General features: G+C 69.5%; 14 protein-coding genes and 1 pseudogene. 2 read left to right on the forward strand and 13 right to left on the reverse strand.

Annotated elements, in window-relative coordinates:
• Window positions 1–113: 113 nt before the first annotated feature.
• The 6 genes and pseudogenes from ALLO2_RS04275 to fdxA all read right to left on the reverse strand — a co-directional run bounded on the left by ALLO2_RS04275 (window position 114) and on the right by fdxA (window position 7,569).
• On the reverse strand, window positions 114–929 hold the full coding sequence (locus ALLO2_RS04275) for a glycosyltransferase family 2 protein (RefSeq protein ID WP_011438226.1): 816 nt from the start codon (window positions 927–929) through the stop codon (window positions 114–116).
• 995 nt (window positions 930–1,924) lie between these two features.
• Window positions 1,925–3,538, reverse strand: a pseudogene (locus ALLO2_RS04280) (sugar transferase).
• 311 nt (window positions 3,539–3,849) lie between these two features.
• On the reverse strand, window positions 3,850–4,929 hold the full coding sequence (gene dapE, locus ALLO2_RS04285) for a succinyl-diaminopimelate desuccinylase (RefSeq protein WP_011438229.1): 1,080 nt from the start codon (window positions 4,927–4,929) through the stop codon (window positions 3,850–3,852).
• Window positions 4,930–5,021: 92 nt separating this feature from the next.
• Window positions 5,022–5,864: a 2,3,4,5-tetrahydropyridine-2,6-dicarboxylate N-succinyltransferase gene (locus ALLO2_RS04290; RefSeq protein ID WP_023840104.1), complete on the reverse strand. Its 843-nt coding sequence runs from the start codon at window positions 5,862–5,864 to the stop codon at window positions 5,022–5,024.
• Window positions 5,865–5,929: 65 nt separating this feature from the next.
• Window positions 5,930–7,186, reverse strand: coding sequence for a succinyldiaminopimelate transaminase (dapC, locus tag ALLO2_RS04295; RefSeq protein WP_304413235.1), 1,257 nt, complete (start codon window positions 7,184–7,186; stop codon window positions 5,930–5,932).
• Between the two features lie 59 nt (window positions 7,187–7,245).
• Window positions 7,246–7,569 carry a ferredoxin gene (gene fdxA / locus ALLO2_RS04300; RefSeq protein ID WP_011438232.1) on the reverse strand — a complete coding sequence of 108 codons (324 nt, stop codon included), beginning with the start codon at window positions 7,567–7,569 and terminating at the stop codon, window positions 7,246–7,248.
• Window positions 7,570–8,114: 545 nt separating this feature from the next.
• Here fdxA and ALLO2_RS04305 point away from each other — a divergent pair.
• Window positions 8,115–9,086: a transglutaminase-like domain-containing protein gene (locus ALLO2_RS04305; RefSeq protein ID WP_023840102.1), complete on the forward strand. Its 972-nt coding sequence runs from the start codon at window positions 8,115–8,117 to the stop codon at window positions 9,084–9,086.
• A 55-nt stretch (window positions 9,087–9,141) separates the two neighbouring features.
• Here ALLO2_RS04305 and ALLO2_RS04310 read toward each other — a convergent pair whose 3' ends face one another.
• The 6 genes from ALLO2_RS04310 to ALLO2_RS04335 form a co-directional block, all read right to left on the reverse strand.
• Window positions 9,142–9,786, reverse strand: coding sequence for a flavin reductase family protein (locus ALLO2_RS04310; RefSeq protein ID WP_035729869.1), 645 nt, complete (start codon window positions 9,784–9,786; stop codon window positions 9,142–9,144).
• A gap of 136 nt (window positions 9,787–9,922) precedes the next feature.
• Complete coding sequence (locus ALLO2_RS04315; protein WP_232234873.1) at window positions 9,923–10,411, reverse strand: DUF6113 family protein; 489 nt, start codon at window positions 10,409–10,411, stop codon at window positions 9,923–9,925.
• A 108-nt stretch (window positions 10,412–10,519) separates the two neighbouring features.
• Entirely contained in the window at window positions 10,520–11,524 is a 1,005-nt protein-coding gene (locus ALLO2_RS04320; RefSeq protein WP_051874843.1) for a S1C family serine protease, read from the reverse strand.
• A gap of 224 nt (window positions 11,525–11,748) precedes the next feature.
• The gene (gene mshB, locus ALLO2_RS04325; RefSeq protein ID WP_023840098.1) at window positions 11,749–12,636 is read right to left on the reverse strand and encodes an N-acetyl-1-D-myo-inositol-2-amino-2-deoxy-alpha-D-glucopyranoside deacetylase; all 888 of its coding nucleotides are present in this window, start codon (window positions 12,634–12,636) and stop codon (window positions 11,749–11,751) included.
• A 100-nt stretch (window positions 12,637–12,736) separates the two neighbouring features.
• Window positions 12,737–14,599 (reverse strand): translational GTPase TypA, encoded by a 1,863-nt coding sequence (gene typA / locus ALLO2_RS04330; RefSeq protein WP_369808121.1) that lies wholly within the window; start codon window positions 14,597–14,599, stop codon window positions 12,737–12,739.
• A 289-nt stretch (window positions 14,600–14,888) separates the two neighbouring features.
• Window positions 14,889–15,392: a (deoxy)nucleoside triphosphate pyrophosphohydrolase gene (locus ALLO2_RS04335; RefSeq protein WP_035729873.1), complete on the reverse strand. Its 504-nt coding sequence runs from the start codon at window positions 15,390–15,392 to the stop codon at window positions 14,889–14,891.
• 173 nt (window positions 15,393–15,565) lie between these two features.
• Here ALLO2_RS04335 and ALLO2_RS04340 point away from each other — a divergent pair, with 173 nt between their 5' ends.
• Window positions 15,566–15,865 carry a 4a-hydroxytetrahydrobiopterin dehydratase gene (locus tag ALLO2_RS04340; RefSeq protein ID WP_011438241.1) on the forward strand — a complete coding sequence of 100 codons (300 nt, stop codon included), beginning with the start codon at window positions 15,566–15,568 and terminating at the stop codon, window positions 15,863–15,865.
• Window positions 15,866–15,927: 62 nt separating this feature from the next.
• On the opposite strand, the gene ALLO2_RS04345 is transcribed toward ALLO2_RS04340, so the two are convergent.
• A complete protein-coding gene (locus ALLO2_RS04345) occupies window positions 15,928–16,302 on the reverse strand; it encodes a DUF952 domain-containing protein (protein WP_035729875.1) in 375 nt (124 codons plus the stop codon).
• Between the last annotated feature and the right edge of the window lie 99 nt (window positions 16,303–16,401).

Genomic DNA, 16,401 nt, shown 5'->3' on the forward strand with positions numbered 1-16,401 from the left:
ATGGGTAGGGGAACTATCAGGCTTCTGATACATCGAAATTTGACCATCCGCCACACCGGCGGAACCGCTCCGCACGGCCCATACTCGGGAACAATCGTCCCGGCACAGGGACATCAGGCCGTTTCTTCGAAAGCGGGTAGGGCGCTCACCGTTTCGGCACCCCGCTGGATTGGAAGCGGATCGGTCCTAGGATAGATCGCCAATTCAGCCTTCTCGCTCGACGCGGAAGACTCGACGAAAATCGTGCGCAACACCCGGAAACCATCCGAGAATGCGTTCAGGTTACTGACCCCATGCAGGCGTGGATGTTCAAAACTCGGGACCTCCGCTATGCGAAGTCCAGCCCGCACGGCCCGCATGTTGATCAACGTCTCGATCTCGAATCCGTCCCCCCACTGCTTTTGGGGTCCGGCACCGCCTGTGTCCAAGTCGAAGATGGGGACGACCCGTCGCCAAAAAGCGTTGTAACCGTAGCAGAGGTCGGTGAAGTCCGAGCCAATGAGCATGTTGACCAGGAAGTTCAGGAGACGGTTCCCGAGGCGACGGAGACGAGTGATGTCGGCGCTTCCGCCGTTGGCGACGAAACGCGAGCCCTTGGCAAAGTCAGCACCCGCTTCGAGCGCATTAACGAACGCAGGAATCTCGCTCGGGTCGGCTGAGCCGTCGGCATCGAGCATGACAATGATGTCACCACTTGCCTGGGCGAACCCACAGGCCAGAGCGTTTCCCTTGCCACGGCGATTCTGGTGTGTCACGACTATATCCGGCCGAACACGACGAGCGACTTCGACGGTTCCGTCGGTCGAGTGGCCGTCAACCAGAATTATTTCAGCATCGCCCGGTAGTCGAGCGAGAACATGTGGTAGATTTTTTGCTTCGTTGAGAGTCGGGACGATGATACTGACAGTCGGCGAAATACGGCCTCGCATAAGAGGTCCCCCCGATTTCGATATACTACTGAATTTGGAGTCTTCTCACGCTTCTCGTGCACTAGCGACAGCAAAGCCTGACGGAAATCTGCGGCAATCAGGAATGGACGGAGCAGGTCGCTAGAAGAGACTGCGAGACAGGACTCGATCAGCGTCCGCTCAGCGAAGCAAAGACTCAACTACCACCCCCGCGACGGCTTGCCACTTCTTTACGAAAAAAATTAAGCTGAGCGCCTCACTTCGCCCCCGATCTCAAAGCGTGCCTCACCTCGCCAAGAAGCGCCGTCGCGTGCGGTAAGTGTACCAGGTAACCTTCTACAGGTTACCCCTATGGGCGTCGCCAACAGAGTGTGCACTGCAACACTATACGAAGACACACCGGATCACCGCTCCAACCCCCCTAGATCGCTACTCTCTGTAGGACTCAACTCCCGTTCNCCCTCCCGCCGACACCGCGGCACCAGCATTCGAGACGGCCATCGGTGTCTTCATTTTGCTGCCACGACCCTCCACCGCAAGCAAGAAGTTGATGGGGGAGACGGCCAGAGATGGGCCCACGATCTGCTTCGCAGAGCATCCTTTGATGCATCTCCGCTCGGCCAGCGAGATAGAGCCGCCGAGCCAGGTGGGTCTCAGGCCAGGCGCAACAACGCGTCGTCGATCCGGTTAGAGTCCGACACGTCTCCCCGATCGACGGTGGGTCACACAGCTCCTCGCGCGCCCGACACCAATCGTCAGATCGCCCGGCATGCTGAGCTACCGGTCGTTGACGGGTTCCGGCTGGCAGGCTGCACGAGTCCTTGCCTGGGGCAGGACGGGACAAGCCAAAGTGATCATTTTCGGCAAACATCCCGGGACCCGCGGTCCCAAATACTCCCCGAAGGCCCCGGCCAACCGTCCCGGGAGGATCCCGTTCGGGATCCTCCCGGGAGAGAACCCGGACGACACCCAAGATCGCGAATCACGTCAGAGTACTGCCACTACGTGAGGAAGGCTCAGTACGCACCCTCGCGGCGCAGGACCGCGAACACGGTGCGCCAGAGGATGTAGAAGTCGAGGGGGAGCGACCAGTTCTGCACGTACCGCAGATCCAACCGCACCGACTCGTCCCATTCGAGGTCCGACCGGCCGCTGATCTGCCACAGGCCGGTCAGCCCCGGCTTCACCATCAGCCGGCGGTGCACGTCGTCCTCGTAGCGGGCGACCTCCGACGGCAGCGGCGGACGCGGCCCCACCAGCGACATCGTGCCGTTCGCGACGTTGAGCAGCTGCGGCAGCTCGTCGAGCGACCACTTGCGCAGGAACTTCCCGACCTTGGTGATCCGCGGGTCGTCACGCATCTTGAACAGCAGCCCCTCGGCCCGCTCGTTGCGCGACTCCAGCTCCGCCTTGCGCGCCTCCGCGTCGACGTACATCGACCGGAACTTGTACATGGTGAAGTGCTCACCACCCCGNCCNACCCGGATCTGCTTGAANANNGCCGGNCCNCGNCTGGTCAGGCGCACCGCNAGCNCNAGNNCNAGNANCANCGGNGNGNACAGCAGGANNANCNNNNCGGCCACNCNNCGGTCGAANANNNNCTTCATNNCCCGNCGNGNNCCGGTGAGCTCCGGCTCCTCGATGTGCAGCAGCGGCAGCCCGGCCACCGGACGAATCGAGATCCGCGGCCCGGTCACGTCGGTCAGCGCCGAGGAGACCAGCACGTCGACGTCGCTGCCCTCCAGCGTCCACAGCACCCGGCGCAACGTCTCGCCGTCCATCTGCGGACTGATGGCAACCGTGGTGGCGTACGTCGCCCGGATGGCCGTGTGCAGGGTTTCCGAGGTGCCGACGATCGGCACCCCGAGCAGGTCGAACCCACTGCGTTCCGGGGAGTCGTGACTGTGCCGGCCGGGCGAGCGGTCGAGCACGACACCGACGACCGACCAACCCGACGTCGGATCCCGCTGGGCCAGCCGGACCANNGNNGCNGCNGANTCCCCNGCCCCGACCACNAGCACCCGGTGCAGGCAGCGGCCCGCCCGGCGCATCCGGTGCAGGTAGCCGCGCGCGGTGGCGCGGCCGGCCACGGTCAGCAGCAGCGCCGTCGGGAAGGCGATCAGCACGTAGGCACGCGCGAGCTCGGCCTTGGTCGCATAGGACAGGACGGCCACCACCGCGGTGAGCTGCGCGGCGGCGTTGAGGACCCGGCGGAACTCCTCCGAGCCGCTGCCGAGGAACCGGCTCTCGTACGCCCGGCTCAGGTACATCGACAACACCCACGCGACGGGCAGCAGGATCGACATGGCGACATACGGCGTCGCGGAGACCGGCTTCAGGTCGAACTCAACCAGTCCGCCGAACCGGACCAGGTAGGCCACTCCCGCCGCGACCACGCAGGCGGCCGCGTCGGAACCCACGAGCAGCCAGCCGTACGGCCGTTCCCAGCGAACCTTCGCCCGGTAGTCGACGACACCGTCGGATGTTCCGTCCGCGCCGGGGCCCGCGCCCACCTCGTACCCGTCGTACCGGGCGGGCTCATCGGCCCCGTCCAGCGGTTTCGGGATGGCATCCGTGCCCGGCCCCGCGGCCAACCCCACCTGTGCATGGCTGAAGACAGTGTCCGTCACCTGGCAGACCCCCCACGGCCGCAACATCTTCGGACCGACGACGACGGGGGGAGCGCTGCTTGGCGCCGACCACGCGTGTCNCCTGCGTATCGACGTNCCCAGGCCTGGTNCCGANCCCCCGAACCCGCCGCACCACCGGCCATCCGGACCCCCCATCCGACCGGCACCGCACATACGCGAGTAACTCTAACGTGCCGAGATAGGAGGATCCACGACGTCAACCCCGATGACTCATACGCGTAACAAAAATCGCGACTAGGCGGTCAAGGGACACGACAGTCAGGAGACACAACAGTCAGGAGACACAACAGTCAGGAGACACCGGACAGGTACGCCCGTAGCAGCCGCTCGGCCTCGTCGATCGCGGCGAGCTCGACGTACTCGTCCCGGGCATGGGCCAGGTTGGGATCGCCCGGCCCGTAGTTGAGCGCCGGGATCCCGAGCTCGGCGAAGCGCGCCACGTCCGTCCAGCCGTACTTCGCCACCGGCACACGACCGGTGGCGGCGACGAACGCCGCCGCGTGCGGGGCGGCGAGCCCGGGCAGCGCCCCGCCGACGAGATCGGTGACCTCGACGTCGTAGCCACCCAGCACCTCGCGAACATGCGCCACCGCCTCGTCGGGGCCCCGGTCCGGAGCGAACCGGAAGTTCACCGTGACCTGGCACCGGTCGGGGATCACGTTGCCCGCCACCCCACCGTCGATCCGCACCGCGCAGAGCCCCTCACGGTAAGTGCAGCCGTCCAGCGTCACCGTCCGCGCCCGGTAGCCGGCGAGGCGGCGGAGCAGATCGCCGGCCTTGTGGATGGCGTTGTCCCCGAGCCACGACCGGGCCGAGTGCGCCCGGGTGCCGGGAAGCGTCACGACCACCCGCAGGGTGCCCTGGCAACCCGCCTCGATCTCGCCGGAGGTCGGTTCCATCAGGATGGCCAGATCCGCATCCAGCCAGTCCCGGTGCCGGGCGGCGAGCCGACGCAGCCCGTTGCGGGCCGCCTCGACCTCCTCGTGGTCATAGCAGACCCAGGTGACGTCGTGGCTCATCGCGCCGGGCGTGGCGACCGGGAGCGTGGCCGCGAGCCGCAGCGCGACCGCGACCCCTGCCTTCATGTCCGACGTCCCGCAGCCGTAGAGCCGCCCGCCCACCACACGCGAGGGCAGGTTGCCCGCCAGCGGAACGGTGTCCAGATGGCCGGCAAGCAGGATCCGGCCGGGCAGCCCCAGCTCGGTCCTGGCCACCACGGCGTCACCGTCCCGGTCAACCCGCAGCCCGTCCACCGCGGTGAGCGCCTTCTCCACCGCGCCCGCGAGGGCGGCCTCGTCCCCACTCACCGAGGGCACGTCAACCAGCGCCCGGGTCAGCTCGCCGACGGGCGCCGTGAGGTCGAGGCTCATGCCGTCACACCCTACGGTCACCGGGCCAGCGGATCGTTAACCGGCGATAAGATCATTAACCGGCGACAGGACGCCAGCCGGCAACAAGATCGTTAGCCGGCGACGCCATGCTCCCGCAGGATGTCGTTCAACGCCAGCTTGTCGTGGATCTCGCCCTCGGCGAGCGTCCGCAGCACCAGGATGCAGGGCATCGCGAACTCTCCGCCCGGGAACGACTTCACCCGGTTGGAACCGACCGCGACCGCCCGCTCCGGGATCTCCCCGCGCGGGTACTCCGCGCCGGTCGCGGCGTCGAAGACATGGGTGGAGGCGGTCAGGATCGCCCCGGCGCCGAGCTTGGCCCCGCGGCGCACCCGCGCGCCGTCCACCACCATGCAGCGACTGCCGACGAAGGCGTCGTCCTCGACGACGACGGGGACCGCGTTCGGCGGCTCCAGGACCCCGCCGAGCCCGACCCCACCGGACAGGTGCACGTTGCGGCCGACCTGGGCGCAGGATCCGACCGTGGCCCAGGTGTCGACGAGGGTGCCGGCGCCGACGTAGCCGCCGATGTTGGTGTAGCTCGGCATGAGGACGGCCCCGGGCTCGACGTGCGCGCCCCAGCGCACGATCGCGCCCGGTACCACCCGCACGCTGTCGAACCGGGTCTTGAGCGGCACCCGGTCATGGAAGTGGAAGTCGCCCGCGGACGACTCGACCATGGCGAGAACCTTGAAGGACAGCAGGATCGCCCGCTTGGCCCGCTCGTCAACGGCGACCGAGCCGTCCACGGTGACCGTGGCGACCCGGGCCACTCCCGCATCGATGGCGTCGACGGCGGCCACCACGATCTTGCGGGCGTCGGCGTCGGCGGGGGTCAGCTCCGCCCGCCGTTCCCACAGTTCGTCGACGGCGGGATCGATCGGAGAGTCGAGGGATGTGTTCGAGGCGCTCACAAGCCCGACCCTACGAGGNGACCCCGGCCGCACGAGATGGCGGGGCCGCGGATCCGGGCCGGGTGCTAACGGATGTCCGGCTCGGCACCCCCATAGCTGCCCTGAGTGACCGGCTGACCGTAGTCGGGCCGAGCGCCATGGTCAGGCCGAGCGCCACGGCCGGGCCGAGCGCCATGGTCAGGCCGAGCGCCACGGCCGGGCCGAGCGCCATGGCCGGGCCGAGCGCCATGGCCGGGCTGCCCCGTGGCGGCGACCGGCGACAGCATCGTCATCCGCTCGGGAACGGTCGCCACCTGCGAGTCCGCGGCGGTCAGGGCGATCCGGACGTGATACCGGCCAGCCTCCCCGTAAAACGTCCCGGGCGCGACGAGTATCCCGACCTCGGCCAGCGCGTCCACCGTGGCCCAGGCCTCCTCACCCCGGGTTGCCCACAGGTAGAGGCCGGCCTCGCTGTGATCGATGGTGAANCCCGCGNCCGCGAGCGCCGCCGCGAGGACGGCCCGCCGGTTGGCGTAGCGCGCCCGCTGATCCGCCACATGCATGTCGTCGGCGTACGCAGCCGCCATGGCGGCCTGCACGGGCGTCGGCATCATGAAGCCGGCGTGCTTGCGGACCGCGAGGAGACCCTCGACCAGGGCCGGGTCACCGGTGACGAACCCGGCCCGGTAGCCCGCGAGGTTGGACCGCTTCGACAGCGAATGCACCGCCAGCAGTCCCTCGTGGGAGCCGCCGCACACGTCGGGGTGCAGCACCGAGACGGGCCGGCTCTCCCAGCCCAGCTCGATGTAGCACTCGTCGCTGGCGACGATCACACCGCGCTCCCGCGCCCAGGTGACCACGGCGCGCATCTCGTCGACCGTGAGCACCCGCCCGGTCGGGTTCCCCGGCGAGTTCAACCAGATCAGGGTCACCCCGTCGGCCGGGCCCGCCACCGGTTCGCAGCGGGCGAGCAGCGCGCCGACCTCGTAGGTTGGATAGGCCGGGGTCGGCACCCACACCCGGTCACCGGGTTCGAGCCCGAGCTGACCGGGGAGCTGGGCCACCAGTTCCTTCGTCCCGAGCACGGGCAGCACCGCGCCCGGGTCGACGAGCACGCCGAGCCGGCGGGCCAGCCAGCCGGCCGCCGCCTCGCGCAGCTCCGGGGTACCCGCGGTCAGCGGGTACCCCGGAGCGTCAGCGGAGCCGGCCAGCGCCTGCTGCACGACGGCCGGCGTGGCGTCGACCGGAGTACCCACCGAGAGGTCGACCAACCCATAGGGATGCAGCCGGGCCTTCTCCTTGAAGGAGACCAGCTGGTCCCACGGGAAGTCGGGCAGTCGCACCCGGGACCGGGCCGGTGACCGCGGGACTCCGGAGATGTTGCCGGGTCTCCCAGGGCCGCTCAGGACTCGCCCTGAGGAGCCAGCGCGGCGACCGTCGGCGGGTCGAAGTCCAGGGCGCCGACCTTAGATGCGCCGCCAGGCGACCCGAGCTCCTCGAAGAAGTTCGCGTTGGTGTCGGTGTACCCCTTCCACTGATCGGGAACGTCGTCCTCGTAGTAGATGGCCTCCACCGGGCAGACCGGCTCACAGGCACCACAGTCGACACACTCGTCAGGCTGGATGTAGAGCATCCGTCCGCCTTCGTAGATGCAGTCGACCGGGCACTCCTCGATGCAGGCCCTGTCCTTGACATCGACGCAGGGCTCTGCGATGACGTAGGTCACCGGTTTTCCTCCTCGGGCTCACGGGCGACTGAGTCCTTAGTATCGACCTGGACAGTTCCGTGTCGACAACAAGGGCGTGCGCTGGTGGTGTATGTCGTCCGCATCACTCCGGCCGATGTTGGCGCGCGAGTTATGCTTCGCCACCGCATCCCCGGACCGGTATCCCTCAGTGATGTTCTCGGAACGTTGCGGTCATGGTCATCGGGCGTGCTCACGGTTGTCACTGCCGAGGGCACACTCGTCCAGGTTACCGAGGATGCCGTCGTAGCGGCACGCGTCATCCCACCCCGCCCACCGACACGACGTACGCGGAATGTCCCGGATACGACGGCTCTCATGGAGATTGTCCCGAATACGACTACCCTGAATACGACTACCCCGAAGGCGACTATCGCGGGGGCGACTGTCCTGGGGACGACCGTCCCGGACACACCCGATCCGGACACGCCCGATCCGAAGGTGCCCGGCCTGAAGGCTGCTGCCCCACCAGGGGCGGCTGCCCCGGAGACGGCCGCCCCTGGCGTGAACGCTCCGAGCGAGCTCTCGTGAGCACCCGCAGCCGCGGCAGGTTCGCCGAGGTCGTGCGCCGCGAGCCGATCGACCTGGCGGTCGCCTGCCATCTGCTCGCCGCCGAGGTCGACCCGGCAGCCGACGCTCCCGACGCCACCGCCACCCTGAGCGCCCTCGACGCATTCGCCGCGCAGGCCCGTCCACTGCTCGCCGCGCGGACGACCTCGAGCCGACGGCCCCGGTTCCCCCGGGCCGAGCACGGTACGCCGGTGGCACGCCAGACCGGCGCACCGGGGCAGGCACAGCCGGAATCCGGATCCGAGGCGGCAGGGCGCCTGGAGGGGTTCGGCCCGGGAGCGGGGAATTTCGATCCGAGGATCGCCGCCGAGACGCTGCACGAGTCCCTGGGGCTCGCCGCCGGCTTCGCCGGGGCCGAGGACGACTACACCGACCTGCGCTCCTCGCTGCTCCCCGATGTGCTGCGCCGGCGGCGCGGCCTGCCGATCCTGCTCTCCGTCGTCTGGCTGGAGGTGGCCGCCCGGCTCGGGGTCCCCGCCTATCCTGTCGGGCTTCCGGGGCACGTCGTGGTCGCGGTGGGTTCCCCCCAGGACCACGTGCTCGTCGATCCGTTCGCCGCCGGTCGACTACTGACGGTGCACGACGCCGCGGAGAAGGTACGCGCGGCCGGGTTCGCCTTCACCCGTGCCCACCTCGCCCCGATGAGCGCGCAGGACGTGCTCACCCGGATCCTCGGCAACATCCGGATCCTCGGGGCCCGCTCGGACGCGCCGCACATGCGGCTGTGGGCCGTCGAGCTGTCCCTGCTGCTCCCCCACCACCCGGCGAGCCTGCGCCGGGAGCGCGGCGAGCTCCGCGTCCGGTTGGGCGACTTTCTCGGCGGGGCCACCGATCTGACCGCGTTCGCCGACACGGTGGCCGCGGTCGAGCCAGCCGCCGCGGCGGCCGCCCGCCAGGCCGCCGCCGCGGCCCGCGCCCGGCTCAACTAGCCCCGGAGACCGTCCGCCCGCCCGGGAACCGTCCGTTAGCTCTGGGAAGCGCCTGTTAGCTTCGGGAACCGTCTGTTTCCCTCTGCGCCTCTGTTCCTCCCGTATCCGCACCGACCGGGTCGAGGTAGCGCCCGTCGTAGAAGACGAGCGGTCCGACATCGTCCCGCGGCTGGGCGAACGAGACGACCTCACCGAGGACGAGGGTGTGATCCCCCCCGGGATGGGTCGTGACCGTCCGGCACTCGAAGACCGACAGCGCGCCGTCGAACAGGACCACTCCGGTCTCCGGCCCGATCGAGTGCTCCCATCCCGCGAACATGTCGCCGGGCTGGTCATACGCGCGTTTCGCAAAGCAGCGCGACGTCTCGGCCATGTCCTCGGCGAGCACCGAGACTCCCCACACCCCCGAGGCCATGAGCGGACCGTGGAAGCGGGCGTCCCGGCGGATGCTGGCGAGCACCAGCAGCGGGTCGAGGGAGACCGAGACGAACGAGTTCGCCGTCATGCCGAGATGGCGACCGTCGGCGACGGTCGTGAGAACCGTCACTCCGGTAGCGAACCTGCCGACCGCCCTGCGGAAGTCCGCCGTCCGCAGGATCGACCGGTCGGCCTGGGAGACCTGGAAGACCGGAGAGACCGGAGAGACCGGAGAGGCGGGCGCGCCGGCCCGGNTCTCTCCNCGGNGCGCAGGGCTACCCACCCGGCCACGCTACCCGCTCCGCTCACCACGTGGGCGACAGTCCCCAAGGGCCGGTGACATCTCCCACATCACAAGAGCCGGTGACATCTCCCAGGGCGAGACAGGCGACCCGGTGACCGGGTGACCGGACCGGTGCTCAGCAACCGGGAGGAAGCGCCGTGAGCCCCCGCCGTGCCCCGACGAGGACGGCGACCGCGATCGGGCTCAGTGCCCCGAGCAACAGGAACGCGTAGCCAGATCCGCTCGCCCGCAACAGCAGGTCCCCCTCGGGGCGGGAGCTGGCGAACAGCAGCACGACGACGGCCCAGCCGATGAGCACGGTCGTGGGTCCCAGCCGGGTGCCCGTCAGCCACCGCACCAGCAGCGCGGCACCCCCGTTGCCCACCAGCGCGACCAGTACGCCGAGCGACAGCAGCATCCCCCCCGGCCGCGGACCGGCGGGAACGAGGAAGACGCCGTAGAGACCCAGCCCGACCCCCAGAAACACCCCCAGTGTGTAGGAGGCGGTCAGAAAGGCCCTGCCGGGTTGCGGGTCCGGGGACGGTTGCAACGACGGCCGTGCCGGCTGTCGTTGCAACCGGGTTGAGGGCGGCGTCCGGCGGGGACCGGCGCTGGGACGGGGCATTCTCCGACAGTAGGACATCGTCCGCCAGGCCCGCCCGGTCAGGCCGACCAGCCCCGAGGCCCCAGCCCCGAGACCCCCGTAGCGGACCCCGGTGGCAGATCTCGGTCCTCAGGCGATCACCAACTCGGCGGGTACGACGATCACGTCCACCAACGCGCCCCNCCGCCACACCGTGAGTTCCACTGGCCGGCCGATCGTGCCCTCGGTCAGCAGCCGCTGGAGATCACCCGGAGCGACGACGGGCGTCCCGGCCACCGACAGGACGAGATCCCCGGTGAACAGCCCGGCGATCCCGGCCGGACTGCCGACGACCACCTCGGCCAGCCAGACACCGTGGCGCTGCCCGATCCGCTCGGCCACGGCGGGTGGCAACGGAACACCCGCCCCCGCGACCCCCAGGTACGCCCGGCGGACCCGGCCGTCGCGCATCAACGCGGCGAGGATCTTCCTCGTCGTGTCGTTCACCGGGACAGCCAGCCCCAGGCCGACACCGGCGACGGCGGTGTTCACTCCCACCACCCGGGCGTCGGCCGTGACCAGCGCCCCGCCGGAGTTACCCGGGTTGAGAGCCGCGTCGGTCTGGATCACCTCGTCGACCACCCGCACGGCCGAGCCCGAACGGGTCGGCAACGACCGGCCGAGGGCGCTGACGACCCCGGCGGTCACGCTGCCGGTGAGCCCCAGCGGGTTGCCGACGGCCACGACGAGCTGGCCGACCCGCAGACCCGCGGCGTCCCCGAGGACGGCAGCCGGCGGGGTCGTGCCCCGGGCCCGCAGCACGGCCAGGTCCGAGAGCGGATCGGCACCCACCAGGTCGACCTCGCGCTCGGTGCCGTCCGCGAACTGCGCCAGCCCGACCGGTGCTCCGGAGGTGGCCCGATGCCCCTCGACGACGTGCGCGGAGGTCAGCAGGAACCCGTCGTCGGTGAACACCACCCCGGAGCCGGCTCCCGCGCCGCGCCGGGTACGCACCCGTAGGCTGGCCACTGACGGGGTCAGCGCCGCGGCCACCCGGGTCACGACCGCGGAGTAGGCGTCCAGCGGCTCGACCGGCAAGGAACCACCGGGCCGCGTCGGGTCGGGTCCGTCCCCCCTGGCACGTCTGGTCCGCATCCGACCTCCTCGGCCGACGCCACACTTACATTGATTACAGCGTTACGAACACGGGGCCGTCCAGAACATTCCCACCGAGGTGCCTGTGCCACCGCGGCGAGCGGGCGAGCGGGCGGGCAGGCGAGCGGGCAGCAGACGATCGGCCAGCGGGCAGGCAGGCAGGCAGGCAGGCAGGCAGCAGACGATCGGGCCGGGGCGTCAGCGGGCCGGGGCACCGGAGCCGATCAGGGCTCGCACACGAGACCGGCGAACAGGTCCCGCTCCCGCCCGTCCGGACCGTCCCCCGGCCCCCGGGCGCCCTCGGCCAGCACGAAGTGCTCGACACTCCAGGCTCGCTGGCCGATGCCGTCGGCGAGCGCGAAAAAGAACCCGTCAACGCTCATCTGCGTCCGGTGCGACCGCATGGCGGCGATCTTCGCCTCGAAGAAGTGGGGAGCGGAGAGCTCGGTCGTGATGTCCGCATCGTCGACAAGCGTCACCCCCAACTCGTCCACGGACGTCAGACCCGCGAACGGGTTGCTCTCAGCGGCGGAATCGCGGAAGTACTCGAAGCCCGCGACGGCGCTCGATCGCGCCAGCGCCGTCTCGTAGCGCTTGGCGACCTGCCAGACCGAACCGGCCTGCGGGGCGAAGGACGGGTCGGCGGCGTCGGTGAAGGCCCGCCGGGTGAGTTCGTGGGCCCGAATGTGATCGGGGTGCCCGTAACCACCACGGGCGTCGTAGCTGACGAGCACCTGCGGCCGGACCTCGCGCACGATCCGCACCAGCTCCGCCGCGGCCTCGTCCAGGTCCGCCCGCCACAGGCAGCGGGGATGGTCGTTGGCGGGGGTGCCGATCATCCCACTGTCCCGCCAACGCCCGGGACCGCCAAGAAAGCGCTGGTCGGTGATGCCGAGCGCGGCGCAGGCACCGGCCAGCTCGCCGATCCGGTAGCCACCGAGCTGGTCGCCCCGATCCGCCCGCAGATGGATCAGCTCGGGCACCAGTACCTCCCCCTCCTCCCCCAACGTGCACGTCACGAGGGTGACGTGGGTGTCGGGGGAGGCGGCGTACGAGGCAAGCGCGATCCCCGTCGAGATCACCTCGTCATCGGGGTGGGCGTGCACGAACATCGCCCGCCGGGTGGGAAGTGGCGCAGTAGAGGGTGATGATGGGGTAGCTGTCGTCACATTGACGACCCTATGGGTAGCTTTGCCGCAATGTAGGGACCGCTCAGGCTCGGCGGCGGGAGCGGATCTTCTCGCGCTCGGCGGCGGTCAGCGCCACCTTGCGCAGACGCACGAAGCCCGGGGTGACCTCCACGCACTCGTCCTCGCGGCAGAACTCCAGCGCCTGCTCAAGGGTGAGTATCCGGTGCGGGGTGAGCCGGACCAGCTCGTCGCCGGTGGATGAACGCATGTTGGTGAGCTTCTTTTCCTTGGTCGGGTTGACGTCCATGTCGTCCGCCCGGGAGTTCTCACCCACGATCATGCCCTCGTAGACCTCGGTCGTCGGCCCGACGAACATCGTGCCGCGTTCCTGGAGGTTGAACAGGGCGTATGCGGTCGCCACCCCGCTGCGGTCGGCGACCATGGAGCCTGTCGCCCGGGTGCGCAGCTCCCCGAACCAGGGCTCGTACCGGTCGAAGACGTGGTGCAGCAGCCCGGTACCGCGGGTCTCGGTGAGGAACTCGGTCCGGAACCCGATCAGCCCGCGGGCCGGGACCAGGTACTCCAGCCGGATCCAGCCGGTGCCGTGGTTGACCATCTGCTCGACCCGGCCCTTGCGCAGCGCGAGCAGCTGGGTCAGCGTGCCGAGGAACTCCTCGGGCGCGTCGATGGTGAGGCGCTCCACCGGCTCGTGGATCTTACCGTCGACAGTGCGGGTGACGACCTGCGGCTTGCCGACGGTCAGCTCGAAGTCCTCGCGCCGCATCAGCTCGACAAGCACGGCGAGCTGCAGCTCCCCGCGGCCCTGCACCTCCCAGGTGTCCGGCCGCTCGGTGGGCAGGACCCGGATCGACACGTTGCCGACGAGCTCGGCGNCCAGCCGGTTCTTGACCAGCCGCGCCGTCAGCTTCTTGCCGGAACGGCCGGCGAGCGGGGAGGTGTTGATGCCGATCGTCATGCTGATGGACGGTTCGTCAACGGTGATAACCGGCAGCGGCCGGGGATCATCGGCGTCGGCGAGGGTCTCCCCGATCGTGATGTCGGGGATGCCGGCGATGGCGATGATGTCGCCCGGCCCGGCCGACTCCGCCGGTACCCGCTCGAGCGCCTGCGTCATCAGCATCTCGCTGATCTTGACGCGCTGCTGGCTGCCGTCGGCCCGGCACAGCGTCGCCGGCTGACCACGCTTGATCGTGCCGTTGTGCACCCGGCACAGCGCGAGCCGGCCGAGGTACGGGGACGCGTCGAGGTTGGTGACCAGGGCTTGCAGCGGCGAGTCAGGATCAAACGACGGCGCCGGCACGGTCTCCAGCAGAAGGTCGAACAGCGGCTTGAGATCGGGTGAGTCCGGGCTCACCCCGTCGGCCGGGCGGGTGGTGGAGGCACGACCCGCCTTCGCGTTGCAGTAGACGATCGGGAAGTCGATCTGGTCCTCGTCGGCGTCGAGGTCGAGGAAGAGCTCGTAGGTCTCGTCAACCACCTCGGCGATCCGGGCGTCCGACCGGTCCACCTTGTTGATGACGAGCACCACCGGCAGCCGCGCCGCGAGCGCCTTGCGCAGGACGAAGCGCGTCTGGGGCAGCGGGCCCTCGCTCGCGTCCACGAGCAGCAGGACGCCGTCGACCATCGACAGGCCACGCTCGACCTCACCGCCGAAGTCGGCGTGACCGGGCGTGTCAACGATGTTGATCGTGATGTCGCCGTAACGGACCGCGGTGTTCTTCGCGAGGATCGTGATGCCCTTCTCACGCTCCAGGTCCATCGAGTCCATCACGCGGTCGGTGAGCTCGGCATGCTCGCCGAACGCGCCGGACTGGCGCAGCATGGCGTCGACGAGGGTGGTCTTGCCGTGGTCGACGTGGGCGATGATTGCCACGTTTCGAAGATCGGCACGAAGAGACACGGTGATGCGCTCCGGGGCGGACATGGGGTTCGCGACCCCGCAACAACGACGACGTCACCGCATGAAACGACGGTAACGCATGAACCGGTGACGCGAACGTTCTGGCGAGTGTCCGCCATGGTGTCGGCGCCGCGGCACGACGATCTGCCCGTCACGCGTACACCGGCAACGGTCGCACCGCCACTCATGGTACGGGTGCACCCATGGCACGGGTGCACCCATGGCACGGATGCCTCGGCCACAACGAGCTTCACCGGTCCGGGGCTTCACCGGTCCGCGACCTCCCGTCGCCGACCTTCAGAAGAGTCGACGTTCAGAAGAGCGATCCGGGAGTCGACAGCACGCGGCGCAGCTCCGCCACCAGGGGACCGTCGGCCGGCATCCACCGGACATCGTCCAGTTCGGCCACGCCGAGCCAGCGCAGCTCGTCATGTTCGACGAGCCGGGGCTGCTGGCGCGTCNCCCGGCCGAGCCACACCCGCAGCACCCATCCGGGGCTGGACAGCCCGACCTCACCGAGCGGCGGACCGACCTCGATCTCGACGTCGAGCTCCTCCCGGCACTCCCGGACGAGCGCGTCGAGCTCGTGCTCGCCGGGCTCGACCTTGCCGCCCGGAAACTCCCACATCCCGGCGTAGGGATGCGGTTCCCGGCGCCGGGCGGCCAGCACCCGGCGATCATCGTCGAGCAGCGCGACGGCGACGACCAGACGTCCCTTCACCACCGGGGAGTCGGTGCCGTCCCGGTCCTCGGGTGTTCCACGCCGTCGTCCATGGGTAGAAGGGAGGGCATCCAAGCCCTCCACATCCGCGTTCATGGTGCCGGACTCTCCCAGAGTCCGGCCAGCCGTGGATCCGTTCCCGGCGGATCGTGTCTGATGACCCTTTCGGGTGGCTCCACCAAGACGGCTCGCCGAGCGGCGGGACGCGGACCGCAAGCCAGAGAATCCAAGCCAGAGAATCAGAGAATCACCAGCCGGAGGGAATCGGTATGCCGAGCAGACTGGACACCACCGAAGTCGCCGGGGCGCTGGCGGCACTACCCGGCTGGATCGGCGACGCCGACCGGATCCAGTTGGAGATCATGCTGGACGGGGACGAGGCCGACGCGATCGTGGCCGAGGTCATGCAGGCAGCGGACGTGATGAACCATCATCCGGTCGTCGAGCGGGGCCCGGGAACAACGACCTTCACGGTCTGGACCCACTCGGTCGGCGGCGTCACCGAACTGGACGTGGCCCTGGCCCGCAGGATCTCACAGATCCTGCGCTCTGCCGGCGTCTCGTACTGAGCGCTCGTACCGAACAGATGTCTCGTACCGAACAGACGTCTCGTACCGAACAGATGTGGAGATCACCAGAGACTGGGCAGCACCCGGAAGACACCATCCGGATCAGGCGGGAACGGTACGACGATCGTCACCGCTGCGGTGTCGATCGTCCCGTAGAGATGCGGGAAGAGCTCCCCTGGCGCGGGCGTGCCCCCAGCGGGCGCCTGGCCGGCGGGCGTCACGGGCGCCGGCGGCTCCCAGCGCAGCTCCGCGCTCAGCCGCTCCGGGTTGACGACGACCAGCAGCAGGTCCGCACGCCCGGCGTAGTACCGGTTCGCGGTTGCCACGGCCTGCTCCGGGGCGGNGAAATGGATGAACCCCTCGGATGCCAGGCTCGCCGGGCGGTACCCGTCAGCCCCGGCCGCCCACTCGGACCGGCCCACCAGATGGCAGATCACGCCATCCTCCTCTCCTCGCCACTCATCGGTCGTTGACTGCCGAGCCACGGTCGCGGTGCCCGTGTCGGCCCGGGAACGCTCCCGGCGGGCCGGACGAAA

It is taken from the genome of Frankia sp. Allo2 (genome assembly GCF_000733325.1).
Lineage (GTDB): Bacteria > Actinomycetota > Actinomycetes > Frankiales > Frankiaceae > Frankia > Frankia casuarinae.

What these genes read in the sequence shown, in the direction of transcription:
- mshB (WP_023840098.1), bottom strand. Translation starts at nt 12,636, where the DNA reads ATGTTCGTGCACGCCCACCCCGATGACGAGGTGATCTCGACGGGGATC.
- ALLO2_RS04275 (WP_011438226.1), bottom strand. Translation starts at nt 929, where the DNA reads ATGCGAGGCCGTATTTCGCCGACTGTCAGTATCATCGTCCCGACTCTC.
- ALLO2_RS04315 (WP_232234873.1), bottom strand. Translation starts at nt 10,411, where the DNA reads ATGCCCCGTCCCAGCGCCGGTCCCCGCCGGACGCCGCCCTCAACCCGG.
- dapE (WP_011438229.1), bottom strand. Translation starts at nt 4,929, where the DNA reads ATGAGCCTCGACCTCACGGCGCCCGTCGGCGAGCTGACCCGGGCGCTG.
- ALLO2_RS04340 (WP_011438241.1), top strand. Translation starts at nt 15,566, where the DNA reads ATGCCGAGCAGACTGGACACCACCGAAGTCGCCGGGGCGCTGGCGGCA.